Origin of the sequence: Streptococcus sp. 21.1 (assembly GCF_016648635.1) — a bacterium.
Taxonomy (GTDB): Bacteria; Bacillota; Bacilli; order Lactobacillales; family Streptococcaceae; genus Streptococcus.
In genome coordinates this window covers 25,638-49,710 of the sequence record NZ_JACLQL010000007.1, presented here as the reverse complement: position 1 = coordinate 49,710, position 24,073 = coordinate 25,638, and the positions used below count along the sequence as shown (strand labels likewise).

At 40.8% G+C, this 24,073-nt stretch carries 28 protein-coding genes and 1 tRNA gene; 26 read left to right on the top strand and 3 right to left on the bottom strand.

The genetic code is table 11. From position 1 onward, the window contains the following. The first annotated feature begins 29 nt into the window (after positions 1-29). The 5 genes from H7U01_RS06450 to H7U01_RS06430 all read left to right on the top strand — a co-directional run bounded on the left by H7U01_RS06450 (position 30) and on the right by H7U01_RS06430 (position 5,004). Positions 30-1,184 carry an ABC transporter ATP-binding protein gene (locus H7U01_RS06450; protein WP_002884517.1) on the top strand — a complete coding sequence of 385 codons (1,155 nt, stop codon included), beginning with the start codon at positions 30-32 and terminating at the stop codon, positions 1,182-1,184. Next, on the top strand, positions 1,168-1,962 hold the full coding sequence (locus H7U01_RS06445; protein ID WP_048673786.1) for an ABC transporter permease: 795 nt from the start codon (positions 1,168-1,170) through the stop codon (positions 1,960-1,962). Before H7U01_RS06450 ends, H7U01_RS06445 begins: the two co-directional genes overlap by 17 nt. Next, positions 1,959-2,735, top strand: a complete 777-nt coding sequence (locus H7U01_RS06440) for an ABC transporter permease (RefSeq protein ID WP_183135809.1) — start codon at positions 1,959-1,961, stop codon at positions 2,733-2,735. The genes H7U01_RS06445 and H7U01_RS06440 overlap by 4 nt, the downstream gene beginning before the upstream one ends. Beyond that, the gene (locus tag H7U01_RS06435; RefSeq protein WP_049545453.1) at positions 2,728-3,795 is read left to right on the top strand and encodes an ABC transporter substrate-binding protein; all 1,068 of its coding nucleotides are present in this window, start codon (positions 2,728-2,730) and stop codon (positions 3,793-3,795) included. Before H7U01_RS06440 ends, H7U01_RS06435 begins: the two co-directional genes overlap by 8 nt. A gap of 309 nt (positions 3,796-4,104) precedes the next feature. Further along, the gene (locus H7U01_RS06430) at positions 4,105-5,004 is read left to right on the top strand and encodes an SPFH domain-containing protein (protein WP_004183097.1); all 900 of its coding nucleotides are present in this window, start codon (positions 4,105-4,107) and stop codon (positions 5,002-5,004) included. Between the two features lie 43 nt (positions 5,005-5,047). Here H7U01_RS06430 and H7U01_RS06425 read toward each other — a convergent pair whose 3' ends face one another. Next, complete coding sequence (locus tag H7U01_RS06425; RefSeq protein WP_002884456.1) at positions 5,048-5,443, bottom strand: VOC family protein; 396 nt, start codon at positions 5,441-5,443, stop codon at positions 5,048-5,050. A gap of 115 nt (positions 5,444-5,558) precedes the next feature. On the opposite strand from H7U01_RS06425, the gene H7U01_RS06420 reads away from it, so the two are divergent. From H7U01_RS06420 to H7U01_RS06355, 14 genes are all read left to right on the top strand, one after another. Beyond that, on the top strand, positions 5,559-6,452 hold the full coding sequence (locus H7U01_RS06420; RefSeq protein WP_201041303.1) for an ROK family protein: 894 nt from the start codon (positions 5,559-5,561) through the stop codon (positions 6,450-6,452). Between the two features lie 154 nt (positions 6,453-6,606). Next, entirely contained in the window at positions 6,607-7,701 is a 1,095-nt protein-coding gene (gene serC, locus H7U01_RS06415) for a 3-phosphoserine/phosphohydroxythreonine transaminase (protein ID WP_014632766.1), read from the top strand. 12 nt (positions 7,702-7,713) lie between these two features. After that, positions 7,714-8,271, top strand: coding sequence for a GNAT family N-acetyltransferase (locus H7U01_RS06410; RefSeq protein ID WP_201041302.1), 558 nt, complete (start codon positions 7,714-7,716; stop codon positions 8,269-8,271). Positions 8,272-8,289: 18 nt separating this feature from the next. Beyond that, positions 8,290-9,468 carry a 3-phosphoglycerate dehydrogenase family protein gene (locus H7U01_RS06405; RefSeq protein ID WP_156246963.1) on the top strand — a complete coding sequence of 393 codons (1,179 nt, stop codon included), beginning with the start codon at positions 8,290-8,292 and terminating at the stop codon, positions 9,466-9,468. Positions 9,469-9,522: 54 nt separating this feature from the next. Further along, the gene (locus tag H7U01_RS06400; protein ID WP_156246962.1) at positions 9,523-10,017 is read left to right on the top strand and encodes a methylated-DNA--[protein]-cysteine S-methyltransferase; all 495 of its coding nucleotides are present in this window, start codon (positions 9,523-9,525) and stop codon (positions 10,015-10,017) included. A 34-nt stretch (positions 10,018-10,051) separates the two neighbouring features. Then, entirely contained in the window at positions 10,052-10,405 is a 354-nt protein-coding gene (locus H7U01_RS06395; RefSeq protein WP_037598335.1) for an arsenate reductase family protein, read from the top strand. Positions 10,406-10,462: 57 nt separating this feature from the next. After that, positions 10,463-10,533, top strand: a tRNA-Thr gene (locus H7U01_RS06390). Positions 10,534-10,685: 152 nt separating this feature from the next. After that, positions 10,686-11,060: a CidA/LrgA family protein gene (locus H7U01_RS06385; RefSeq protein WP_037598332.1), complete on the top strand. Its 375-nt coding sequence runs from the start codon at positions 10,686-10,688 to the stop codon at positions 11,058-11,060. Beyond that, a complete protein-coding gene (locus tag H7U01_RS06380; RefSeq protein WP_070576758.1) occupies positions 11,053-11,748 on the top strand; it encodes an LrgB family protein in 696 nt (231 codons plus the stop codon). Before H7U01_RS06385 ends, H7U01_RS06380 begins: the two co-directional genes overlap by 8 nt. 85 nt (positions 11,749-11,833) lie before the next feature. Further along, on the top strand, positions 11,834-12,394 hold the full coding sequence (locus H7U01_RS06375) for an HAD-IA family hydrolase (RefSeq protein ID WP_070576761.1): 561 nt from the start codon (positions 11,834-11,836) through the stop codon (positions 12,392-12,394). Continuing rightward, positions 12,395-14,347 (top strand): DNA topoisomerase (ATP-hydrolyzing) subunit B, encoded by a 1,953-nt coding sequence (gene gyrB, locus H7U01_RS06370; protein WP_195413465.1) that lies wholly within the window; start codon positions 12,395-12,397, stop codon positions 14,345-14,347. It abuts the gene before it with no gap. Between the two features lie 96 nt (positions 14,348-14,443). Further along, a complete protein-coding gene (gene ezrA / locus H7U01_RS06365; RefSeq protein WP_201041301.1) occupies positions 14,444-16,168 on the top strand; it encodes a septation ring formation regulator EzrA in 1,725 nt (574 codons plus the stop codon). Positions 16,169-16,278: 110 nt separating this feature from the next. Beyond that, complete coding sequence (serB, locus tag H7U01_RS06360; protein WP_201041300.1) at positions 16,279-16,926, top strand: phosphoserine phosphatase SerB; 648 nt, start codon at positions 16,279-16,281, stop codon at positions 16,924-16,926. Between the two features lie 225 nt (positions 16,927-17,151). After that, entirely contained in the window at positions 17,152-17,391 is a 240-nt protein-coding gene (locus tag H7U01_RS06355) for a hypothetical protein (protein ID WP_002884756.1), read from the top strand. Positions 17,392-17,427: 36 nt separating this feature from the next. Here H7U01_RS06355 and H7U01_RS06350 read toward each other — a convergent pair whose 3' ends face one another. Then, on the bottom strand, positions 17,428-18,318 hold the full coding sequence (locus tag H7U01_RS06350) for a DMT family transporter (RefSeq protein WP_070576768.1): 891 nt from the start codon (positions 18,316-18,318) through the stop codon (positions 17,428-17,430). Positions 18,319-18,434: 116 nt separating this feature from the next. After that, complete coding sequence (locus H7U01_RS06345) at positions 18,435-18,800, bottom strand: histidine kinase (protein ID WP_070576771.1); 366 nt, start codon at positions 18,798-18,800, stop codon at positions 18,435-18,437. A 246-nt stretch (positions 18,801-19,046) separates the two neighbouring features. Here H7U01_RS06345 and H7U01_RS06340 point away from each other — a divergent pair, with 246 nt between their 5' ends. The 7 genes from H7U01_RS06340 (at position 19,047) to H7U01_RS06310 (ending at position 24,047) form a co-directional block, all read left to right on the top strand. After that, the gene (locus H7U01_RS06340) at positions 19,047-19,412 is read left to right on the top strand and encodes an OsmC family protein (RefSeq protein WP_201041299.1); all 366 of its coding nucleotides are present in this window, start codon (positions 19,047-19,049) and stop codon (positions 19,410-19,412) included. A 93-nt stretch (positions 19,413-19,505) separates the two neighbouring features. After that, complete coding sequence (locus tag H7U01_RS06335; protein ID WP_201041298.1) at positions 19,506-19,889, top strand: PaaI family thioesterase; 384 nt, start codon at positions 19,506-19,508, stop codon at positions 19,887-19,889. 13 nt (positions 19,890-19,902) lie between these two features. Then, on the top strand, positions 19,903-20,877 hold the full coding sequence (locus H7U01_RS06330; RefSeq protein WP_201041297.1) for a GyrI-like domain-containing protein: 975 nt from the start codon (positions 19,903-19,905) through the stop codon (positions 20,875-20,877). Next, entirely contained in the window at positions 20,878-21,609 is a 732-nt protein-coding gene (locus H7U01_RS06325; RefSeq protein WP_201041296.1) for a pseudouridine synthase, read from the top strand. 80 nt (positions 21,610-21,689) lie between these two features. Next, positions 21,690-21,818 (top strand): DUF4044 domain-containing protein, encoded by a 129-nt coding sequence (locus H7U01_RS06320; RefSeq protein WP_002884629.1) that lies wholly within the window; start codon positions 21,690-21,692, stop codon positions 21,816-21,818. 94 nt (positions 21,819-21,912) lie between these two features. After that, the gene (obgE, locus tag H7U01_RS06315; protein ID WP_002891491.1) at positions 21,913-23,226 is read left to right on the top strand and encodes a GTPase ObgE; all 1,314 of its coding nucleotides are present in this window, start codon (positions 21,913-21,915) and stop codon (positions 23,224-23,226) included. 623 nt (positions 23,227-23,849) lie between these two features. Beyond that, entirely contained in the window at positions 23,850-24,047 is a 198-nt protein-coding gene (locus H7U01_RS06310) for a hypothetical protein (protein ID WP_021143779.1), read from the top strand. Positions 24,048-24,073 lie beyond the last annotated feature (26 nt).

Below are 24,073 nucleotides of genomic sequence, written 5' to 3'. Positions count from 1 at the left end.
ATTTGCTATCCATGGAGGATTTATGACAATTGACTAATCCGATTATTGCCTTTCGAAATGTCTCAAAAGTGTTTGAAGACAGTGGCACACAAGTTTTAAAAGACATCAACTTTGAACTAGAAGAAGGTAAGTTCTATACCCTTCTTGGGGCTTCTGGTTCTGGTAAATCAACGATTTTGAACATCATTGCAGGTCTATTAGATGCGACCAGTGGTGACGTCCTTTTGGATGGAAAACGTATCAATGATATTCCTATCAATAAAAGGGATGTTCACACCGTTTTCCAATCTTATGCTCTCTTTCCACATATGAATGTCTTTGACAATGTGGCTTTTGCTCTTAAATTGAAAAAGGTGCCTAAAAAGGAAATTGAAGAGCGTGTAGAAGAAGCCTTAAAGATGGTTCAACTAAATGGTTATCAAAAGCGCTCGATTCAAAAATTATCAGGTGGTCAACGTCAACGTGTGGCTATTGCTCGTGCGATTATTAACCAACCCCGTGTAGTCCTTTTGGATGAGCCTTTGTCAGCACTGGATTTGAAACTACGTACTGAAATGCAATACGAGTTGCGCGAATTGCAACAACGTTTAGGGATTACTTTTGTCTTTGTCACTCATGATCAGGAAGAGGCCTTGGCCATGTCGGACTGGATTTTTGTTATGAATGATGGTGAAATTGTTCAATCAGGAACTCCGGTTGATATCTATGATGAACCGATTAATCACTTCGTTGCAACCTTTATTGGAGAATCTAACATCCTACCAGGCGTTATGATTGAGGACTATTTGGTTGAGTTCAATGGGAAACGTTTTGAATCTGTTGATGGAGGAATGCGTCCTAATGAACCTGTCGAAGTGGTGATTCGTCCTGAAGATTTACAGATTACACTTCCTGAGGAAGGCAAATTGCAAGTTCGCGTGGAAACTCAGCTCTTCCGTGGGGTCCACTATGAAATCATTGCCTATGACAATCTTGGTAATGAATGGATGATTCATTCAACCCGTAAGGCGATTGAGGGTGAGATTATCGGTCTTGATTTTACGCCTGAGGATATTCATATCATGCGTCTTAATGAGACAGAAGAAGAATTCGATGCGCGTATTGAAGAATATGTGGAAGTGGAAGAGCATGAAGATGGCTTGATTAATGCCATTGAGGAGGAGCGCTATGAAGAAAACAGCTAGCCTCTTCTCGGTTCCTTACCTCCTTTGGCTCCTACTCTTCGTGGTTGCTCCAGTGCTCATGCTACTCTATCAGTCTTTCTTTGATATCAGTGGCAACTTTACTTTGGACAACTATGGTACCTTCTTTTCCAGTTGGACTTACTTAAGGATGAGTTTTAACTCGGTTCTTTATGCAGCCATCATTACTCTGGTAACCCTTCTCATTTCTTATCCGACGGCATATCTTTTAACCAGACTAAAGCATAAGCAACTTTGGTTGATGTTGGTCATTTTGCCAACCTGGGTCAACCTCCTTCTGAAAGCCTATGCTTTTATGGGGATTTTTGGTCAACAAGGCGGTATCAATGCCTTTCTCGGTTTCTTTGGGATTGCACCCATGCAAATCCTCTTTACGGATTTCTCCTTTATTTTCGTAGCTAGTTACATTGAAATTCCCTTTATGATTCTACCGATTTTCAATGCACTGGATGATTTGGATGAAAATATTGTGAATGCAAGTAAAGATTTGGGAGCCAATGATTGGCAGACCTTTACCAAGGTTATTTTTCCCTTATCGCTTAATGGGGTACGCTCTGGTGTCCAGTCGGTCTTCATTCCTAGTCTCAGCCTCTTTATGCTGACACGCTTGATTGGTGGTAACCGAGTTATCACCCTAGGGACAGCCATCGAACAGCATTTCCTCACGACACAAAACTGGGGAATGGGGGCAACCATTGGTGTTGTTCTTATTGCTGCTATGATTGCGACAATGTGGTTAACAAAGGAGAGACGTCAATGAAAAAATTTGCAAATCTCTATTTAGCTCTTGTCTTTGTTATCCTTTACCTGCCAATCTTTTATTTAATCGCCTACTCTTTCAACAGTGGTGGCGATATGAATAGTTTCACAGGTTTTACTCTGGATAACTACCAGAGCATGTTTTCAGATAGCCGTCTTATGTTAATTCTGACTCAAACCTTCTTTTTAGCTTTCCTTAGCGCTCTTCTAGCAACGATTATTGGTACCTTTGGGTCTATCTTTATCTATGAGAGTAAACAAAAGCAACAGACTGGGATTTTATCCCTAAATAACGTGCTCATGGTTGCACCGGACGTCATGATTGGTGCTAGTTTCTTGATTCTCTTCACCTTGATTGGTTTCCAATTAGGCTTTGTATCTGTCTTATTGAGTCACATTGCTTTTTCAATCCCAATTGTGGTTCTCATGGTGTTGCCACGTCTCAAGGAAATGAATCGAGATATGGTGAATGCCGCTTATGACCTAGGTGCAACTCAATGGCAGATGTTACGTGAGGTTATGTTGCCATACTTGACACCTGGTATTATTGCTGGTTATTTCATTGCCTTTACCTATTCATTGGATGACTTTGCAGTAACCTTCTTTGTAACGGGAAATGGTTTTTCAACACTTGCTGTGGAAATTTACTCACGTGCACGTAAGGGGATTTCTCTGGAAATCAATGCCTTGTCAACCGTTGTTTTCCTATTCTCTATTCTTTTAGTGATAGGTTATTATGCGATTACCAAGGAGAAGGAGGAGCAGGATGCGTAGACTCTATCAATTTCTGGCAGGTATCTTAGCCATTATCTTCTTCCTTTGGGGCATCTCTGCCTACATGCAGAGTCGTACAGGAAATGTGTCGGACAAATTAGTTATCTATAACTGGGGTGATTATATTGACCCAGACCTCCTGACCAAGTTTACAAAAGAAACGGGCATCAAGGTTCAGTACGAAACCTTTGATTCCAATGAAGCCATGTATACCAAGATTAAGCAGGGCGGAACAACCTACGATATCGCTGTGCCGTCAGACTATACCATTGATAAAATGGTTAAGGAAGACCTTTTGGTGAAGTTGGATAAATCTAAAATCAAAGGTTTTGACCAGATTGGCCCAAGCTTTAAAGGACTTAGTTTTGACCCTCACAATGACTATTCCATCCCTTATTTCTGGGGAACTGTCGGCATTGTTTATAATACAAAATTGGTGAAAAAAGCACCACAGCACTGGGATGATCTTTGGTCACCAGATTACAAAAATCAGATTATGCTTGTGGATGGCGCGCGTGAAGTCCTTGGTTTCTCACTCAATAGCCTGGGATATAGCTTGAATACGAAGAACATGACTGAATTACGTTTGGCTGAAACTAAACTTAATAGTCTAACACCAAATATCAAGGCTATTGTTGGTGACGAGATGAAGGGCTACATGGTTCAAGGTGATGCGGCCATTGGAGTAACCTTCTCAGGGGAAGCCAGTGAGATGCTTGATAAAAATGAGGACCTACGTTATGTTGTCCCATCTGAAGGCTCAAATCTTTGGTTTGATAATCTGGTGATTCCTAAGACTGTAAAGCATGAAAAAGAGGCTTATGCCTTTATCAACTTCATGCTTAAACCGGAAAATGCAGCCCAAAATGCTGAATATATTGGTTATGCCACACCTAACCAAGCAGCTAAAGCCTTGCTTCCAAAGAGTATCACTGATGATAAAGCCTTTTATCCATCAGAATCAACCATTAAAAACCTTGAAGTCTATAACAACTTGGGACAAAAATGGCTAGGAATCTATAACGATATTTACCTTCAAGTCAAGATGTATCGTAAATAAGTCTTTTGAGATTTGAGTTTTAGATGCCATCTAGAATGATTCTTCCAACGATTTTATTTTCGAAAATACTAAGAGGCTGAAACGCAATCGTTTCAGCCTTTTTCTTACATCGAAAAGTCTCACCTATTGCGAACAAATTTCTCGACTAACAGGAGTTTCCAAGTTTTCAGGAGTGCTAACACATAAGCGATAAAGAAAGTGTCTCTTTTACACTATTTCAAATGAGCCATACTATTTTTCTTGAAAAATTGTATTGCTGTGCTATAATAAAGCAAAGAAATTTTTAATGTTTATTTTGGAGGACTTAACATGCAAGCAGCACTTCTTTTTTTACTGTTTTCCTTCCTGATTATTTTGGGAATTCTCATTAGTATGCTTTACGTTGTACGTCAACAGTCAGTGGCTATCGTTGAACGTTTTGGACGTTATCAAAAAATTGCAACGAGTGGGATTCATATGCGTTTACCATTTGGTATCGATAAAATTGCCGCTCGTATTCAACTACGTTTGCTTCAAAGTGAGATTGTGGTTGAGACTAAGACAAAGGACAATGTCTTTGTCATGATGAATGTGGCCACTCAATATCGTGTTAATGAGCAAAATGTTACAGATGCTTACTATAAACTCATGCGTCCAGAAGCTCAAATTAAATCATACATTGAGGATGCTCTCCGTTCATCAGTTCCTAAATTGACACTTGATGAGCTCTTTGAGAAGAAAGATGAAATTGCCCTTGAGGTTCAACACCAAGTGGCTGAAGAAATGACAACTTATGGTTATATCATTGTTAAGACCTTGATTACCAAAGTTGAACCAGATGCTGAAGTTAAACAGTCTATGAACGAAATCAATGCTGCTCAACGTAAGCGTGTCGCAGCTCAAGAATTGGCAGAAGCTGATAAGATTAAGATTGTCACAGCAGCTGAAGCTGAAGCTGAAAAAGATCGTCTTCACGGGGTTGGTATTGCCCAACAACGTAAGGCTATCGTTGATGGATTGGCTGAATCAATCGCAGAACTTAAAGAGGCCAATGTGGGTATGTCTGAAGAGCAGATTATGTCTATTCTTTTGACTAACCAATACTTAGATACGCTTAATACTTTTGCGGCTAAAGGCAATCAAACCTTATTCCTACCAAATAATCCAAACGGTGTGGATGATATTCGTACCCAAATTTTGTCAGCCTTAAAGACAGATAATAAAAATTAAGCACAAAAAGAAGCCAGATCTATACGATCTGACTTTTTTTGTTTTATTTTTCTAGGAATTGCGTCAAACGGATAACTTCAATCTTATAGCCATCTGGATCAGTGATAAAGTAGTACATTTTTGGTTTACCAGGAAGACCTGAGAGGTCTGTAACAGTGTAGCCAGCCTCTTTGTGAGCTTGGTGTGTAGCTTCTAGGTCATCAACACCAACGGCGATATGACCATATCCATCCCCGAGATCATAAGCTTCATGGTCGTAGTTATAGGTTAATTCCAACTCATAATCAGGATCATCTTCGAGTTGTAAATAGACAAGGGTGAACTTATATTCTGGAAAATCATTTCGACGAGCTTCTTTGAAACCAAGTGCCTCTTTATAAAATTTAAGTGAGGCTTCTAGGTCCTTGACACGGACACAAGTGTGTAGAAATTTAGTCATGTGAGATACTCCTTTTATCTAATTGTGTAAGTTTATGATAGCATTTTGGAACCGTTTTTTCTAGTTTTTGCTCTTTTGTGTTATAATGACGAAAAACAATCTGTGGAGGATGCTTATGACGATTTTAGCGATTGATTTTGGGGGAACACAGGTGAAGTCAGCACTTGTTTCGGAGCAGTTCGCCATTGAAAAGAATCTGCCGACGCAGTCATCCCCACAAACCTTGGAACAAGCTATTGACGTGATTGATCAGATAGTTACTTCAGTTAAAGTAGACTTATCAGGTTTAGCAATTAGTGTTCCAGGGACAGTTGATACTGAGGAAGGTGTGATTTATCATGGTGGCTTATTGAGGTTCTTCCACGGCTTTCGTATTAAAGAGGTCCTCGAAGCCAAGTACCATCTGCCTGTAATGGCTCTTAATGATGGTAAAGCAGCGGCCTTAGCAGAGCTAGCCACAGGTCATTTGCAAGGAGTGACCAATGGTGCAGCCCTTGTTTTGGGTTCAGGTCTAGGTGGTGGATTTATTATTAATGGTAAACTTTTTCAAGGAAGCCACTTTCAAGCGGGGGAGTTGACCTTTCTTTTACCAGTTCAAATGGAAAAAGTTGATCCTTCATTGATGCGAGGCATGACTTTGTCGGCTGTCGGTTTAATTACCGAGGTAAATGAAGTGCTAGGTAACTCAGATTTAAAGGATGGTTTAGCCGCATTTAAGGCCATAAATGCAGGAGATAAAACGGTCTATTCGCTTTTTGAAAGCTATTGCCGTAATCTAGCCATTACCATTTTGAATCTTCAAACCATCTTTGATGTGGAAACCTTTGTTATTGGAGGTGGTATTTCAGCTCAGCCGATACTTATCGAGGAGGTCAACCGCCAGTTTGATAAGGTTCACCATGAGATTGACTTTATCGGTAAAATTATTAAACGTCCCGAGATTGTTGCTTGTCATCATCATAATGGAGCTAATCTAATTGGGACAGCCTATTTTCTTAAGCAAAAATAAACGGATACTAAAATCAATTACTGATAAGAATATACATAAAATACCTAACTTTTTTGAGGCGAGCGGTTAATCCCGTTCGTTTTTTACTGTTAACACTTTACAATATTCAGAAAATTCGCTATAATAGGACCATTAAAATTTTGGAGGTGTCTTTATGACAATTTATAATTTCTCAGCAGGACCTGCTACATTACCAAAACCAGTGCTTGAAAAAGCCCAAGCTGAATTGCTTAACTATCAAGATTCCGGTATGTCCGTGCTAGAAATGTCCCACCGTTCTCCAGAATTTGACAAAATCGTTAAAGATGCGGAAGCGACACTTCGTGAGCTTATGGCCATTCCTGATAACTATAAGGTTATTTTCTTGCAAGGTGGCGCTTCAACACAATTTACAATGGTCCCACTTAACCTCGCTCAAGGTAAGAAAGCTTACTACCTTGTAGGTGGTTCATGGGGTAAAAAAGCTTATACAGAAGCTGTTAAACTTTCAAAAACTATTCCTTTTGAACCAATTCTTTTGGCCTCTTCAGAAGAAACTGTTTACGATCATATCCCAAGTTTTGACCCAGCAACAATTGATCCAGAAGCAGCTTATGTTCACTTGACAACGAACAATACCATTGAAGGAACATCTATCTACGATTTGCCTGATACTAATGGTGTGCCAATCGTAGCTGATATGTCTTCAAATATTTTGGCTGCTCGTTACAATGTTGAGGACTTTGCCCTTATCTATGCTGGTGCTCAGAAAAATATTGGACCTGCTGGGGTGACAGTTGTTATCGTTCGTGAAGACTTCCTTAACGACCAACCACAATTGTCTGCCATGTTGGATTACCGTATTCAAGCTGAAGCAGGATCACTTTACAATACACCACCATGTTTCAACATCTATATTTCAAAACTCGTCTTTGACTGGGTTAAAAATGAAATTGGTGGCGTGGACAAGATGGCTGAAATTCAACGTGAGAAATCAGGTCTTCTCTACGACTACATTGAGTCATCTGATTTCTACACAAATCCTGTCAAAGATGCCAAGGATCGTTCTGTCTGCAACATCCCATTTGTAACACCAAGTAAAGAGTTGGATGCTAAGTTTGTAGCAGAAGCAGATGCTCTTGGTTTCAAGAATATCAAAGGACACCGTTCAGTAGGTGGTATGCGTGCTAGTGTTTATAACGCTTTCCCACGTCAGGGTGTACTTGACTTGATTGACTTTATGAAGAAATTTGAAGCCGAAAATAAATAATTAGGTAAAGAGATGGAAATTAGACAAGCCTTCCCAAATGAAATTGGGGCTATCATGACTGTGATTGAGAGTGCTAGAACTGCTTTAGCAGAAGCGGGGAGTACTCAATGGCAAGGATCTGATGGTTACCCTACTGAAGAAACTATCTTTGACGATGTCCTTAACGGGCAGGCCTATGTAGGAATTGTTGATGGTCAAATCGTTTCTTATGCTGCGGTGATTGTTGATGGAGCCCCTGCTTACGACAAAATCTATGACGGGGACTGGAAACACCACAATAAGCGCTACATTACTTTTCATAGAATCGCCGTTTTAAGTGAATTTTCGGGTCAGGGCATTGCTCAAACCTTCATTCAAGGTCTTATTGAGGGAACGGATGCTCATGATTTTCGTTGCGATACGCATGAAAAGAATACTGTCATGCAGCATATTTTGGAGAAACTTGGCTATGTCTATTGTGGCAAGGTTCCTATTGATGGTGAACGTCTTGCTTATCAGAAAATCAAAACTAAGCGGGAGAAAGCCTTTTATCAAGAACTTGATGAAGCAGCTCACCACGGGATACATTGATTTAAGAGGAATAAAATTATGGTATTTAGTGTAAAAACGTATAACAATATTAACCAGATTGGTTTGAAGGAACTTGGAAATCATTTCCAAATTGATGGTGATTTAGCGGAAAATCCAGATGCCTACATCATTCGTAGTCAAAATCTCCATAATACCGTCTTCCCTGACAACTTGAAAGCTATTGCGCGTGCTGGTGCAGGAACTAACAATATTCCAGTTGACGAAGCAACTGAAAAAGGAATTGTTGTCTTCAATACTCCAGGTGCCAATGCTAACGCTGTTAAAGAAGCTGTTCTGGCCTCTATCTTACTCTCAGCACGTGACTATATTGCGGCCAATGCTTGGGTTAACACACTTAGTGGTGACGATGTTCCTAAACAAATTGAAGCAGGGAAGAAACAGTTTGCTGGTAGCGAGATTGCTGGTAAGACCCTTGGTGTTATCGGGCTTGGTGCTATTGGTGCACGTATTGCCAATGATGCTTACCGTTTGGGTATGAAGGTCTATGGTTACGATCCATACGTTTCTATTGAAGCAGCTTGGAATATTTCTCACCATGTAAGACGTGTTTCTGATCTCAAAGAGATTTTTGAAAACTGTGATTATATCACTGTTCACGTTCCATTGACATCTGACACAAAAGGAACTTTCAATGCGGATGCCTTTAACCTTATGCAAAAAGGGACAACTATCATTAATTTTGCCCGTGCAGAGTTGGTAGATAACGATGCCCTCTTTGATGCTTTGGAAACAGGTGTGGTTAAACGTTATATCACCGACTTTGGTACAGAAGAGCTACTTAACAAACCTCATGTGACTGTCTTCCCACACGTTGGAGGATCAACAGGTGAAGCAGAACTTAACTGTGCGATTATGGCCGGTCAAACCATTCGTCGTTTCATGGAAACAGGTGAGATTGTTAACTCTGTTAACTTCCCACGTGTGCAACAGGCCTTGAGTGCCCCATACCGTATCACCTTGATTAATAAAAACGTGCCTAATATTGTGGCTCGTATCTCTACAGCGGTTTCTGATTTTAATATCAATATTGATAATATCATCAACCGTTCTAAGGGAGACTATGCCTATACACTTCTTGACCTTGATGAAACAGACAAGTCTAAGATTGATGAATTGGTTGCTAAGTTTGAGGCTAGCGACAATATCGTTCGTGTGCGTTTGATTAAAGGTAAATAATAAGAGTTAATTGACAGGAACAAGAGATTCCTGTCTTTTTGTTATAATAAATATATGTTTTATCGTCAGTATTATTTATCTCCTATTGGACGCTTGTGTTTGGTGGCAAGTGACCAAGCGCTTTATGGCATTTGGTTGGAGGGACAAAAGCATTTTCAGGCAGGAATCAAGGAAGAGGAGCTAGTAGACAACTCAAATCCTATCTTGAAAATGACGAGGGATTGGTTAGAGGCTTATTTTAAAGGGAAGAATCCAAGTCCAGATATCCTCCCTTTAGCTGATAGAGGGACAGCCTTTCAGCTAAAAGTTTGGTCAGCTTTACGGGACATTCCTGTGGGTCAGAGCAGAACTTATAGTCAGATTGGAAAAGTGATTTCATGTCAATCGGCACAGGCCGTAGGAACTGCTGTTGCTAAGAATCCATGGTTGATTCTCGTCCCTTGTCATCGGGTTCTTCCTAGTAGTGGTCATATAGGAAAATATGCAGCAGGAGAAGAAGCCAAGCGTTTTTTACTTCATTTAGAAGGCATTAGGTTTGACAATCCTTAGACAGATGTCTTATGCTAGAAAAAAGGAGAAAAACATGTACACTTTTTATGAATATCCCAAATGTAGCACTTGTCGTAAGGCAAAGGCGGAACTCAATCAATTAGGTTTAGATGTTAAATCTATTAATATTAAGGAAAACCCACCTTCGGCTCAGTTTTTAAAAGAGCTTTTGGCAGGATCAGATTTAGAGCTTAAGAAATTTTTTAATACGAGTGGACAATCCTACCGATCTCTAGGATTAAAGGATAAGCTACCAACGCTATCTCTTGATGAAGCTGTTGAACTCTTAGCTTCAGATGGTATGTTGATTAAACGTCCTATCTTGATTAAAGATGGTAAGGTTTTACAGGTTGGATACCGTACGCCTTACCAAGACTTAAATTTATAAAAAATAAGCAAAAAATCTTGCCACAGTAAATAGAAGTATGGTAAGATTAAAACAGTTGCCGCTATAGTTAAATGGTATAATAGAGCAATGGTAATGCTCCGTTCCGAGTTCAATTCTCGGTGGTGGCATCTGTGATAGAGTCCAGCCTTTGGGTTGGATTTTTTTATGTTCAAAGGGGCTGATTTATGGATCTCAATTTTTCAAAAGAATTTACTGAAAACTCTTGAAATTCAAAAAAAAAGGAGTAGACTAATAGGTGATTAAACCTAGGAGGCAAGTTGTGAAATACTACGTTCAATTCATGTTGATTTGTTTGTTTGCCGTTATTGGTGAAGCTCTTTCAACATTCTTCAAATTACCTATTCCTGGAAGCATTATTGGCTTATTCTTGCTTCTGATTGCTCTTCAGCTTAAGTGGATTCGTCTACGTCATATACATGCTGTGGCAGAATTTTTAATTGCCAATATGACTATTCTATTTTTGCCAGCAGGTGTCGGTATTATGGAACGTTGGAATGCTATTTCAGCGAATATTGTCCCTATTATTTTGATTATTATGGGAGCCTTGGTTCTTAATATTGTAGTGATTGCAGTAGTCGTCGGTTTCATCAAAAAACATTTTGAAGGTGATTACGAGGAGGTTAAACGTGGCTAATTTTTTTAACACACCCTTGTTTGGGCTAACACTTTCTGTACTAGCTTACACATTAGGGCTATTGATTTATCGCCGTTTCCCTAATCCTTTGACGACGCCTCTTCTTGTATCGACTGCCCTGATTATCGTCATTTTGCACTATACAGGAATTTCCTACAAGGATTACTATGTCGGTGGCTCTTATCTTAACAGTTTGATTATTCCTTCAACAGTCGCGCTAGCAGTTCCTTTTTATAAAAATCTACACCTCATGCGCCATCACTATAAGAGTATTCTAATTGGATCAACGGTTGCTTGTGTTCTAAATACGACTTACACGGCCTTGATTGCTAAGCTTTTTGGAATGGATTATTTTTTGGCTATTTCGCTCTTTCCTAAGTCTGTAACGACTGCCATGGCTGTGGGAATTTCGGAAAAAATGCAGGGGATTACGACGGTAACCTTGGTTGTAGTTGTTATTACGGGTATCTTAACCTCTGTCTTAGGTCCTGTCTTTCTAAAAATGATTGGGATGAAAGACCCAGTCGCTATCGGACTTTCACTAGGAGGAACCGGACACGCTGTAGGTACAGGAACTGCCTTCAGATATGGTCAGGTTGCAGGTGCCATGGGTGGTCTCTCAATTGCTGTAACAGGGATTCTATATGTCTTTATTAGTCCTATTGTGGCGAGTTTGATTCTGAAATAAAAAATTAAGGTTTGGATAGGTTTTCCAACCCTTTTTAGCTGTGAAAAGCAAGCAAAATCTAACCTTTTATGTTATAATTAAGGTTATGAATTATGGAGATTATATCTGGGATTTGGGTGGTACCTTGTTGGATAATTACCAGGTATCAACTCAAGCTTTTCTAGCAACTTTAGAACAATTTGAGCGTACAGCAGAACCTCAAGCAGTCTATGATGCCCTTAAGGTATCAACGAGCACTGCCATTGCTATGTTTGCGCCTGATATAGCTGATTTTCGAACCCTATATAAGCAGGAGGAAGCCAAGCATTTACAGGAACCTGTTCTTTTTGAAGGTGCTAGGGCTATCCTAGCTAAGATTGTGACCGAGGGTGGGCGTAATTTTTTGGTTAGCCACCGTAATCACTTGGTGCTAGACATCCTTGATAAAGCAGAAATTGCCTCTTATTTTACAGAGGTTGTAACTTCTGAAAATGGTTTTGCTAGAAAGCCGAGTCCAGATAGTTTCCTTTATTTAATTAAAAAATACGATATTAAACACGGCTTGGTCATAGGTGACCGCCAGATAGATATAGAGGCAGGAAAAGCAGCGGGTCTGGATACCTTGCTTGTTGATGGCCATAAATCATTATTGGAGATTGTGACATAAATGACTGATGAATTAAAAAATCTTGAAGAAAAAGCGCAAGAATATGATGCCAGCCAGATTCAAGTCCTAGAGGGACTTGAAGCGGTACGTATGCGCCCAGGTATGTATATTGGCTCAACCTCAAAAGAGGGATTGCATCATTTGGTATGGGAGATTGTCGATAACTCAATCGATGAGGCCTTGGCTGGTTTCGCCACTCATATTCAAGTCTTTATTGAGCCGGACAATTCTATTACGGTTGTCGATGATGGTCGTGGTATTCCAGTCGATATCCAAGAAAAAACTGGCCGTCCTGCGGTAGAAACTGTCTTTACAGTACTTCACGCTGGTGGTAAATTCGGCGGAGGCGGTTATAAGGTCTCTGGTGGTTTGCATGGGGTTGGTTCTTCGGTCGTTAATGCCCTCTCAACACAACTTGATGTTAAGGTTTATAAAAATGGCCATATCCACTTCCAAGAGTATAAACGTGGGGTAGTGGTAGCAGATTTGGCAGTAATTGGTGAAACAGAGAAACATGGTACGACTGTTCACTTTACGCCAGACCCAGAGATTTTCCAAGAGACAACCGAGTTTGATTTTGGAAAATTGGCTAAACGTATCCAAGAATTAGCCTTTTTGAACAAGGGGCTCCGTATCTCTATCACAGATAAGCGTGAAGGTCTCGAACAAGAGAAACATTATCACTACGAAGGTGGTATCACATCTTATGTGAAATACATCAATGAAAACAAGGATGTTATCTTTGATGAACCTATCTACACTGATGGTGAGATGGATGGTATTTCGGTTGAAGTTGCTATGCAATACACGACTGGCTATCATGAAACGGTAATGAGTTTTGCCAACAACATTCACACCCATGAGGGTGGTACTCACGAACAAGGTTTCCGAACAGCCTTAACGCGTGTCATTAATGACTATGCACGTCAGAATAAGATTCTCAAAGAAAAAGATGATAATTTGACAGGGGATGATGTTCGTGAAGGTTTGACTGCTATCATCTCTGTTAAACATCCAAACCCACAGTTTGAAGGTCAAACCAAGACCAAGCTTGGAAACTCTGAAGTGGTTAAGATTACCAATCGTCTTTTCAGTGAAGCTTTGAGTCGCTTCCTCTTGGAAAATCCTGCTATCGCTAAGAAGATTGTTGAAAAAGGGATTTTGGCTTCTAAGGCCCGTATCGCCGCTAAGCGTGCCCGTGAGGTGACACGTAAGAAGTCAGGTCTTGAAATTTCTAACCTTCCAGGGAAGTTGGCAGACTGTTCATCGAATAATGCTGAAATGAATGAACTTTTCATTGTCGAAGGGGACTCAGCCGGTGGATCTGCTAAATCAGGTCGTAATCGTGAATTCCAAGCTATTCTGCCAATTCGAGGTAAGATTTTGAACGTTGAAAAGGCTAGCATGGATAAGATTCTAGCCAATGAAGAAATTCGTTCTCTCTTCACAGCTATGGGAACAGGTTTTGGAGCTGAATTTGATGTCAGCAAGGCTCGTTACCACAAGTTGGTAATCATGACCGATGCCGATGTCGATGGGGCCCACATCCGTACTTTGCTTCTGACTTTGATTTACCGCTTTATGCGTCCAGTCTTGGAAGCAGGCTATGTCTACATTGCTCAACCACCAATTTATGGGGTTAAGGTTGGTTCTGAGATTAAAGAATACATCCAACCTGGTGCCGATCAAGAAGACAAATTGCGTGCTGCTTTTGAAAAGTATAGTGTGGGACGTTCAAAACCTACAGTACAACGTTATAAAGGTTTGGGTGAAATGGATGACCACCAACTTTGGGAAACTACCATGGACCCTGAAAATCGTTTGATGGCACGTGTTTCTGTGGATGATGCTGCAGAGGCCGATAAGATTTTCGATATGCTGATGGGAGACAAGGTTGAACCTCGCCGCGAATTTATCGAAGAAAATGCCGTTTACAGTACTCTAGATATCTAATATTCTTTTAGAAAAGGGTGCAATGCTAGGATAACTATGATATAATCGTAATGTTATTCTACATTTATGAACATAATAGACGATTAAGGAGAAACTATGTCTAGCGGAATTGTTTTACTGATTGTAGTGGTAGTTATGCTCGTAATTATCGCTTACTTAGTCGGTATTCTTATTAGAAAACGAAATGATTCGCGGATTGCACAGCTTGAAGAACGCAAGCAAAAATTGTTTGACTTGCCAATTAACGAAGAAATTGAAGAAGTTAAAAAGCTTCACTTGATTGGACAAAGTCAAACAACATTCCGTGAATGGCATCAGAAATGGATTGATATCTCGACAAATTCATTCGCAGATATTGAAAATCATATTTTCGAAGCTGAAAATATGAACGATACCTTCCATTTCTTCAAGGCTAGTGGTGAAATCAATAACATTGAGAGTCAGTTAGATCTTGTGGAAGAAGACATCAAGTCTATCCGCGAAGCGCTCTCAACCTTGAAAGAACAAGAAGAAAAGAACAGTGCTCGCGTTAAGCATGCATTAGACTTGTACGAAGAGTTGCAAAACTCAATCGAGGAAAACTCTGATAATTTCGGTTCTACCATGACCGAAATCAATAAGCAGCTTAAAAACATTGAAGCTGAGTTTGCAGAATTCGTGACTCTTAACTCATCAGGTGACCCTGTTGAAGCATCTACTATCTTGGATCGTGCAGAAGAGCACACTATTGCATTGGGTCAAATTTCAGAGAAGATTCCTGCTATTGTAGCTAAGTTGGAAGATGATTTCCCAGATCAGTTGGATGATTTGGAATCTGGCTATCGCAAGTTGATTGAGCAAAATTATCACTTCCCTGAGAAAAATATCGAACGTCGCTTCCAAGAAATTCGTGAAGCTATCCGTTCAAACTCAAGTGAGTTGGTTTCTCTTGATTTAGACCGTGCGGAAGAAGAAAACGCTGAGATTCAAGAAAAAATTGACAACTTGTATAGCATTTTTGAACGTGAAATTGCCTCATACAAGGTTGTTATGCGTCAAAAGAAAATTTTGCCAGATTATCTCAAGCATGCTAAAGAAAACAACAAGAAACTTCAAGAAGAGCTTGAGCGTCTTATGTTGACTTACATCTTCGATGAAACATATGCGGCAGATGTTCGTAGCTTTGCATCTGATATTTCAGGTGTGGAGACGGCTGTTCTTCCAACCCTTGAAAACTTTGAAACTCAGGTGAAACCATTCTCAGAACTTGAGAAAATCTTTGAAAAGAGTCTTAATACCTTGTCAGCTGTTGAAAACGGTCAGGTTGAGGTCTTTGAAAATCTTCAGGCTATTGAGAAAAACGAAGCTAAAGCACGTGAAGAGCTTGATCTTTATGTTAATAAATTGCATGTTATCAAGCGTTACATGGAAAAACGTAACCTGCCAGGTATTCCTCAATCCTTCTTGAGTGTATTCTTCTCAACTAGTGCTCAAATTGAGGCCCTTATGGACGAACTTAGCCGTGGCCGTATTAATATTGATGCGGTAATGCGTTTGACAGAAACATCTAAAAACGCCATTGATCATTTGGAAGAGACTGCTTACTTGGTTGTTCAAAATGCAACCTTGACTGAGCAACTCTTGCAATACTCAAACCGCTACCGTTCGTTCGAACCTGCTGTTCAAAGTAGCTTTGAGCATGCACTTAAATTGTTTGAGGTTGATCATGATTATGATGCATCTTTGGAAGAAATCTCTTATGCCTTGGAAACAGTTGAACCAGGTGTGACAGATCGTTTTGTATCATCTTACGAGAAGACACGCGAACAAATTCGTATGTAAGAGAAAGATTCTGGACTGCGGTCCAGATTTTTTGTAAGGTCCGTTTTTCATTTCATATTTGAATTAAATCTAGTGAAGGCTTATATAGACATCGAAGAATCGAGGTAATTATGTCAGAAGTTAAAGGTTTATTAGTTATGGACGTAGATTCTACGCTAGTCCAAGAAGAAGTTATTGATTTATTGGGAGAAGAAGCAGGCGTTGGTCAAAAGGTTGCTGAAATCACAGAGCGTGCCATGCGTGGAGAATTGGATTTTAGACAGGCCTTGAATGAGCGTGTGGCGACCCTCAAGGGATTGCCAGAGAGTATATTTGACAAGGTCTACGCCCGTATTCATTTCAACAAGGGGGCCAAGGAACTTATAGATGAACTCCACGCCCGTGGCTTTAAGGTAGGCTTGGTTTCTGGAGGTTTCCATGAGACTGTGGATAGACTAGCAGTTGAAGCAGGAATCGATTATGTTAAGGCTAATCACCTAGAGGTGGTTGACGGTGTCTTAACTGGTAAGGTCTATGGTGACATTGTCACCAAAGATGTCAAGGTAGCCAAACTCAAAGATTGGGCAGCAGAAAATGATCTCGAACTCTCGCAAACCATTGCTATGGGTGACGGTGCTAATGATTTGCCTATGATTAAGACAGCTGGCATCGGCATCGCCTTTTGTGCTAAACCAATTGTCCGTGAACAAGCGCCTTACCAAATCACAGAACCAGATTTGTATAAGGTGATTGAGATTTTGGATGAGGTTAAGAAATAGAACAGATAAAAAGAGTCCTTTGGATAATTCCAAGGGACTTTTTGGGTTTCAAAAAAGCACCGAATCGGTGCCACTTTCTCAAGTTGAATACGGACTAAGCCTTATTTTAACTTTGCTGTATTGTTTCGAATGGTTTCAATACCTTTATTATAACGATTTTTGGTTGACTTCTCTTCAAACGCATCTTATCATAGAGGAGTATAGTATTGAAATGGGGGAAGAGACATGTTATACGAATATCCAGCGATTTTTCACACGATTGAGGAAGGTTATCAAATTAGTTTTCCTGATTTTGGTCGTAGCATTAGGGCAGATTCTTTACCTCTTGCCATGACAAAAGCGTCTGTGTTCTTATCACATATTATTAAGGGGTATGGAGATAAGGCTTTACCTGAGCCGACTGCGGTAAGCAGCATTCCTAATGAGGAAGAACTCGTCGTGTTAATCCAAACAGAGCTTGATTAAGACTAAAAACTCTCGGAAGCTTAATTCCCGAGAGTTTTAGGTTTTATTGGCCACATAGACGCCCAAGACGACTAAAATTCCTGCAAAAATTTGTAAATACGAGAAGGGTTCTCCTAAGACGACGACAGCCGCTAGAATTGAGATAATTGTCGAAATCCCAATAAAGGATGCTGTTCGGTTAACCCCGATATTTGCGATGGCAAAATTTGATAGAAGATAGCCCAGAACACTGCATCCCAAGCCTTGATAAATGATGGTGATAGTGAATTTTGGATTGATCACAGGGAGTAGCAAGAGCTCTTTCAAATCGCCTGCTAGAAAGCCTTGGCTGAGTGCAAAGAGTCCGAATGTCAGGCAACCACTGGCAAGCATAAAATAAGTAATCTCAAGGCTACTGAATTGACTAGCCCTTTCAACATCAACGCAATACAGGGCGTAGGAGACAACTGCTAGACCTAGAATCAAGTAGCCCACCAGGGAGAAGTGGGTAGAACCGCCAGCAGCAAAGACAGCCATGATGATACCGACGAGGGTTGTGATGACACCGACCACCTGCCAACGGCTGGGCCATTCTTTTAAAATAAGGCTAGACATGATAAGGGCAACGACTGGGATGCAGGCGAGAAAGGCTCCACTTTCAGAAGCCGTCGTCATACGAATGCCAATCGTTTCACAGATAAAATAGATAATCGGATTGAGGATGGCAATACGTGTCAGAGGTTTAAGATTCCTACCGTTAATGTTTATACGACGTCGACTGATGAGAAAATAGAGGTTAATAAAAAGGAAGGCTGTGACAAAACGCCAAGAGATTAAAGCCAGGTCACTGACCTGTGCTGTAATAGATTTGGTAAAGATAAAACTGAGCCCAAAGAGAATCTCACAAGTCGCTGCAGCCAAACATCCCAAGATGATTTTATTTTTCATTGTCTCACCTCCTGAATTTGGATTACCACGCCTATTATAACACTTTCAGGAAGCGTTTACATCAATCTAAATCTAAAAAAATAGACTAGCAGAATAGCTAGCCTTTTTTATCTTATTTAGTTACCAATTGAGACAGTTCCGTCTGATCTGACTTTGACGTTTGTACCGTCTTGGCTATTAACTTCTACTGAACCATCTTGACCAACTGTTGCGCTGTTACCCTCGCTATCGTTGGCTTCTACAGTGTTATTGCCGTTTGTTTTTGCTGAGTTACCGTTTCCGTCGCTGACTTCAGTTGATCCGTCTTTGTTGACTTTTACAGAAGCACTTGAATCAGTTGAAGAAGATTCTTTGATCACCTTGCTTGATGATGGTGCTGAAGATGACGAGTCAGTTTTGTCTTTAGAGTTGCCACATGCTGCTAAGGTCAACAAGGCAAGAACTGAGATAGAGGCTAAAGTTAATTTCGAAAATATTTTCATAATAGTCTCCCTTTTTTCTTAATAAATTCATTTTAAATGAAAAACCAAAATTTTAAAAACGCTTCTAGTCGTTTTTACTCAACTGGAATCCCTAGGTAATATCAGTTTTGTACAAGACTAATCTATTGGAAAATAAGAGTTAAAAACCCTTACGCTTTCTGTTTTTTTGATAGATATTTCAAATCGTTCAGCTCGGTCCTTAGGCCTCTCTTTGTTATAATAATAAAAACAGATTGAGGTGATATGATGTATCAAACAACAATTAAAGGTGACAAACGATTCCATTCACTTTCAGAGGGGTATGGAGCACCTGTGGAACTTTTTGGCTATACGGAAGATGGGGAAACACCTATGAGCCTGGTGAATATTGCTTTGGCTTCTTGTGTGACCATGTGTCTACAGAGTTATTTTACAAAGTATCAGGGAATCGAGGAGCTTGCTATTCAGGTTGATTCCAACTATGAAGAAGGGCATTTCACACTTGCGATTCATTTACCTAAGGATCTGATTTTGGAAAATGAACAAGAACTCTTGGCTTTTGTGGATAATTATTGTCGAGTGAAGAAGCTTTTTCGTGAAGATATTAAGGTTGATATTAGCTTAGCCAAATAAGCTTATTATCCTTTATGAACTTCGTGTTATACTAGTAGATAAAGACGTGTCATTTCACTAGGTGTGGAATGAGCAACGATAGGAGGGCTTGCTATGGAAGACAAACTACATGAGATCCGTGTATTTGAGAATTTTCAAGAAGAACTATTTGAAACGGGACATGTTATCGTGACAACTAAGGTAGTCGAGAAGTCCCTGAATTATTTTGGTAATGCTCACGGGGGATATCTATTTACGCTTTGTGACCAGGTCGCAGGGCTCGTGGCCATTTCAACAGGTGACTATGCGGTGACGCTTCAGTCTAATATCAATTATCTCAAGGCAGGGCATTTGTCTGACCAACTCAAGATTGAAGGATTATGTGTTCATAATGGTAAGACGACTAAGGTGGTGGAAGTTGTCATTACTAATCAGGAAGAGAAAATTCTTACAAGGGCTACATTTACTATGTATGTGACAGGCTCGGTCGAGGATTAGAAAAGGAGCGTTTATGTCAGATTTTCAAACAATGGATGACTTTGCGGTCTTTGTTAATGACTACCTGACACCAGACCAATTGAGCGTTCAAGCCTATTCTTATGCTTCTGACCAACAGGAGCTCTCTCTTCTGGTGACCATTGACGATTATGAGATGATGTGTCGTTGGCATGCTGTCTGGACTTTTTCAGGTTTACACCAGGCCTTCTTTCAGTCTGTAATGGACTCGGATAACAGCTTTTCTATTGATAGTGATAGCTTGGCTATGAAGGCTCGTTTAAGGGATCAAGAGCTCTTGTTTAAGGCAAACGGGCTTGAGATGGTGGTTGTCGATTTGCCTGAACCTCTTTTTCGTTTAGCTGATGTTTCTTTTAACGAAGGAGGCAAGTACTTTACCTACCTTTGTGAAGATCGAAGCGTTGCAGCAGAAGATTGGGTCTTGGTTCCTATAGGCTCTGGTAATGCCGAAAAAGAAGCATTTGTAGAAAAGATTTCCTATGTCCTAGCGGACGAGGTTCCAGTTGAGCTGACAAAACTGAAAAAGGTGATTCAAAAGTTGGATTTAGTAACCGTTCGTTATGATGTGAGAGTTGTTCGGAAGGGATTTTTGAGTTTTTCAGGGATGGCTTTTGAAGGCGAGGAATTAGGTAAGCCAACAGACTTCCTTTGGGTACCTTTTTTAGCAGAGCAAGATGATTTGGCTGTTCCTACCTATGGCATTCGGATCAATGATGGCAGTCGCAAGACTTATGTAACAGCCTTGGCTGGTGAGGATGATAGTATGGAAATGATTGCTCTAGCACCGGTTACTTATGCGGTATTTAAACTTAGAGGGCCTGCAACGGCAGCTGTTTGGGAGAGTTTTCACTATGCTAAGAACCATTTTGAAATGATTGACCAGCCCACTGTAGAGGTTTATCTCCCAGGAAATCGTCAGGCTGAAGATTATGAGATGGAAGTTTGGATTCCAATAAAGGAGGAAGTTTAGATGCGTCTGGATAAGTTTTTGGTAGACTGTGGTGTCGGGAGTCGTAGTCAGGTCAAGACCTTCCTAAAAAAGAAGCAAGTGACTGTAAATGGTCAAGTGGAGACGTCAGCTAAGGTTCAGATTGATGAGAATGAAGACCGAATTGCTTACTTGGGTCAGGAGCTGACACATGAGACCTTTGTTTACTATCTTTTAAATAAGCCTCAGGGTGTCATTTCAGCAACAGAGGATGCCCGTCACAAGACAGTGCTCGATTTACTCGATGACACAGCAAGACATAAGCAAGTTTTTCCAGTTGGTCGCTTGGATATTGACACTCATGGTCTTCTTCTATTGACCAATAATGGTGACTTAGCTCACGCCATGCTATCTCCAAAGAAACATGTGGACAAGATTTATCAAGCCAAGGTGGATGGTATCATGGATCAGGAGGATATTCTGGCTTTTGAAAAAGGGATTGAACTCAAAGACCACACTTGCCAACCAGCTAAACTAGAGATTGTATCCGTAGATAGGGATGCTGGGACTAGCTTGGTTCAGATTACCATTGCTGAGGGGAAATTCCATCAGGTTAAGCGTATGGTAGCTGCTTGTGGTAAGGAAGTGGCAGAGTTACAACGTATGAGTATGGGGCCTTTAAGTCTGCCAGATGATTTAGAACTTGGTGCTTGGCGACGTTTAACCGAGGAGGAGTTGGAAGCTTTGGCTGTTTTTGGAATTCCTTTGGCTTAAGCTAGTTAAGAGTTGCGAAATGGGCAGATTTTTGTTACTATTATTGTGAAATAATAGAAGAAAAAACGAGGTAAATTCAAGTGGCATTTGGAGATAACGGACCACGTAAGAAATCATTTTTTGAACGTCTAACAGTATTGGTCGTTTTGATTATGCTATTAGTAACAGTTGGGGCATTGATTTTCCAAGCAGTCGCAGCTGTCCTTTAAGACGCTATCAAGCGTTTTTTTGTGTCTGTCAGAAATTCTTTTATATGAGAATGTCTTGAGATAGGACACACGAGTCAGAAAGAGAGATATAGAGATGAGTATGTTTTTAGATACAGCCAAGATTAGTGTCAAAGCTGGTCGTGGTGGTGACGGGATGGTCGCTTTCCGTCGTGAGAAATATGTACCCAATGGCGGTCCTTGGGGCGGTGACGGTGGTAAGGGTGGCTCAGTCATTTTCAAGGTTGACGAAGGTCTGCGTACCCTTATGGATTTCCGTTATAACCGTAAATTCAAGGCTAAGAATGGCGAAAAAGGGATGACCAAGGGAATGCACGGTCGAGGTGCTGAAGACCTCATTGTTAGCATCCCGCCAGGTACGACAGTTCGTGATGCTGAGACCGGCAAAGTTATTACTGATTTGGTTGAAGATGGCCAAGAGTTTGTCATTGCTCACGGTGGACGTGGTGGTCGAGGAAATATCCGTTTTGCTACACCTCGTAACCCTGCTCCTGAAATCGCTGAAAATGGTGAACCAGGTGAAGAACGCGAACTTCAATTGGAATTGAAGATTTTGGCTGATGTTGGTTTGGTTGGTTTCCCATCTGTTGGTAAATCAACGATTCTCAGTGTGGTAACGGCAGCAAAGCCGAAGATTGGTGCCTATCATTTTACGACAATTGTTCCTAACTTGGGAATGGTCCGCACTAAGTCAGGTGAGAGCTTTGCTATGGCTGACCTTCCAGGATTGATTGAGGGGGCTAGTCAGGGTGTTGGTTTGGGAACGCAGTTCCTTCGCCACATTGAGCGTACACGTGTTATACTTCATGTGATTGATATGTCAGCGAGTGAAGGGCGTGATCCTTACGAGGATTATCTTCAGATCAATAAAGAGTTGGAAACTTACAACTTACGCTTGATGGAACGCCCACAAATTATTGTGGCTAATAAGATGGACATGCCTGAGGCTGAGGAAAACTTGAAAGAGTTTAAGGAAAAATTGGCTGCTAACTACGATGAATTCGATGAGTTGCCACAAATTTTCCCAATTTCAAGTTTGGCTCACCAAGGTTTGGAAAATCTCTTAGAAGCTACTGCAAAATTGCTTGATGAGACAGACGAATTCTTGCTTTATAGCGAAGATGATATGGAACAAGAAGAAGTTTACTACGGCTTTAACGAGGATGAACGTCCATTTGAAATTAGCCGTGACGATGATGCCTCATGGGTACTTTCTGGTGAGAAACTTGAAAAACTCTTTGTTATGACCAACATGGAACGTGACGAATCAATCATGAAATTTGCACGTCAATTGCGTGGTATGGGAGTTGATGAAGCGCTTCGTGAACGTGGTGCTAAGGATGGCGACATCGTTCGTATTGGTAACTTCGAATTTGAGTTTGTGGATTGACGTTGAAAGACTCTCTAAGTGCTGAAGCACTTGATAGTCTACGGCAGCCGCTATGGCGGATTGCCTATCAACCTCACTAACTGCGCAAAGTCGGTATAATCGACCGACTTTCCTTCGTGTCGTGACCATGAAAGACTCTCTGAGTGCCAAGCACTTGATAGTCTACGGCAGCCGCTATGGCGGACTGTCTATCAACCTCACTAACCGCGTAAAGTCGGTATAATCGACCGACTTTCCTTCGTGTCGTGACTATGAAAGACCCTCTAAGTGCCAAGCACTTGCTAGTCTACGGCAGCCGCTATGGCGGATTGCCTAACAACCTCACTAACTGCGTAAAGTCGGTATAATCGACCGACTTTCCTTCGTGTCGTGACCATGAAAGACTCTCTAAGTGCCAAGCACTTGCTAGTCTACGGTAGTCGCTATGGGGGTCTGCCTATCAACCTCACTAACTACGTAAAATCGGTATAATCGACCGACTTTCCTTCGTGTCGTGACCATGAAAGACTCTCTAAGTGCCAAGCACTTGATAGTCTAGGCCAATTGCTATGGCGGTCTGCCAAGCAACCTTACTAACTACGTGAAGTTGGCGAATTTAAAAATATTGAAATAAGAGGTTTACAATGGGAGATAAACCGATATCCTTCAGGGATAAAGATGGAAATTTTGTTTCTGCGGCCGATGTTTGGAATCCAAAGAAACTTGAAGAACTCTTTACGCGCTTAAATCCTAACCGAAAACTCCGTCTTGAGCGTGAACGCTTGGCAAGGGAAGAAGCAGCAAAACACCCTGAACTAAATGATGAAACAGAGCAAGTCTAGCACTTGCTCTGTTTTTCTTATCCAAA

Bases quoted from the DNA above. Each gene is read 5' to 3' on its own strand.
- H7U01_RS06445 (WP_048673786.1), top strand. From the start codon at position 1,168: ATGAAGAAAACAGCTAGCCTCTTCTCGGTTCCTTACCTCCTTTGGCTC.
- H7U01_RS06440 (WP_183135809.1), top strand. From the start codon at position 1,959: ATGAAAAAATTTGCAAATCTCTATTTAGCTCTTGTCTTTGTTATCCTT.
- H7U01_RS06435 (WP_049545453.1), top strand. From the start codon at position 2,728: ATGCGTAGACTCTATCAATTTCTGGCAGGTATCTTAGCCATTATCTTC.
- H7U01_RS06430 (WP_004183097.1), top strand. From the start codon at position 4,105: ATGCAAGCAGCACTTCTTTTTTTACTGTTTTCCTTCCTGATTATTTTG.
- H7U01_RS06425 (WP_002884456.1), bottom strand. From the start codon at position 5,443: ATGACTAAATTTCTACACACTTGTGTCCGTGTCAAGGACCTAGAAGCC.
- H7U01_RS06420 (WP_201041303.1), top strand. From the start codon at position 5,559: ATGACGATTTTAGCGATTGATTTTGGGGGAACACAGGTGAAGTCAGCA.
- serC (WP_014632766.1), top strand. From the start codon at position 6,607: ATGACAATTTATAATTTCTCAGCAGGACCTGCTACATTACCAAAACCA.
- H7U01_RS06410 (WP_201041302.1), top strand. From the start codon at position 7,714: ATGGAAATTAGACAAGCCTTCCCAAATGAAATTGGGGCTATCATGACT.
- H7U01_RS06405 (WP_156246963.1), top strand. From the start codon at position 8,290: ATGGTATTTAGTGTAAAAACGTATAACAATATTAACCAGATTGGTTTG.
- H7U01_RS06400 (WP_156246962.1), top strand. From the start codon at position 9,523: ATGTTTTATCGTCAGTATTATTTATCTCCTATTGGACGCTTGTGTTTG.
- H7U01_RS06395 (WP_037598335.1), top strand. From the start codon at position 10,052: ATGTACACTTTTTATGAATATCCCAAATGTAGCACTTGTCGTAAGGCA.
- H7U01_RS06375 (WP_070576761.1), top strand. From the start codon at position 11,834: ATGAATTATGGAGATTATATCTGGGATTTGGGTGGTACCTTGTTGGAT.
- gyrB (WP_195413465.1), top strand. From the start codon at position 12,395: ATGACTGATGAATTAAAAAATCTTGAAGAAAAAGCGCAAGAATATGAT.
- ezrA (WP_201041301.1), top strand. From the start codon at position 14,444: ATGTCTAGCGGAATTGTTTTACTGATTGTAGTGGTAGTTATGCTCGTA.
- serB (WP_201041300.1), top strand. From the start codon at position 16,279: ATGTCAGAAGTTAAAGGTTTATTAGTTATGGACGTAGATTCTACGCTA.
- H7U01_RS06355 (WP_002884756.1), top strand. From the start codon at position 17,152: ATGTTATACGAATATCCAGCGATTTTTCACACGATTGAGGAAGGTTAT.
- H7U01_RS06350 (WP_070576768.1), bottom strand. From the start codon at position 18,318: ATGAAAAATAAAATCATCTTGGGATGTTTGGCTGCAGCGACTTGTGAG.
- H7U01_RS06345 (WP_070576771.1), bottom strand. From the start codon at position 18,800: ATGAAAATATTTTCGAAATTAACTTTAGCCTCTATCTCAGTTCTTGCC.
- H7U01_RS06340 (WP_201041299.1), top strand. From the start codon at position 19,047: ATGTATCAAACAACAATTAAAGGTGACAAACGATTCCATTCACTTTCA.
- H7U01_RS06335 (WP_201041298.1), top strand. From the start codon at position 19,506: ATGGAAGACAAACTACATGAGATCCGTGTATTTGAGAATTTTCAAGAA.
- H7U01_RS06330 (WP_201041297.1), top strand. From the start codon at position 19,903: ATGTCAGATTTTCAAACAATGGATGACTTTGCGGTCTTTGTTAATGAC.
- H7U01_RS06325 (WP_201041296.1), top strand. From the start codon at position 20,878: ATGCGTCTGGATAAGTTTTTGGTAGACTGTGGTGTCGGGAGTCGTAGT.
- obgE (WP_002891491.1), top strand. From the start codon at position 21,913: ATGAGTATGTTTTTAGATACAGCCAAGATTAGTGTCAAAGCTGGTCGT.
- H7U01_RS06310 (WP_021143779.1), top strand. From the start codon at position 23,850: ATGGGAGATAAACCGATATCCTTCAGGGATAAAGATGGAAATTTTGTT.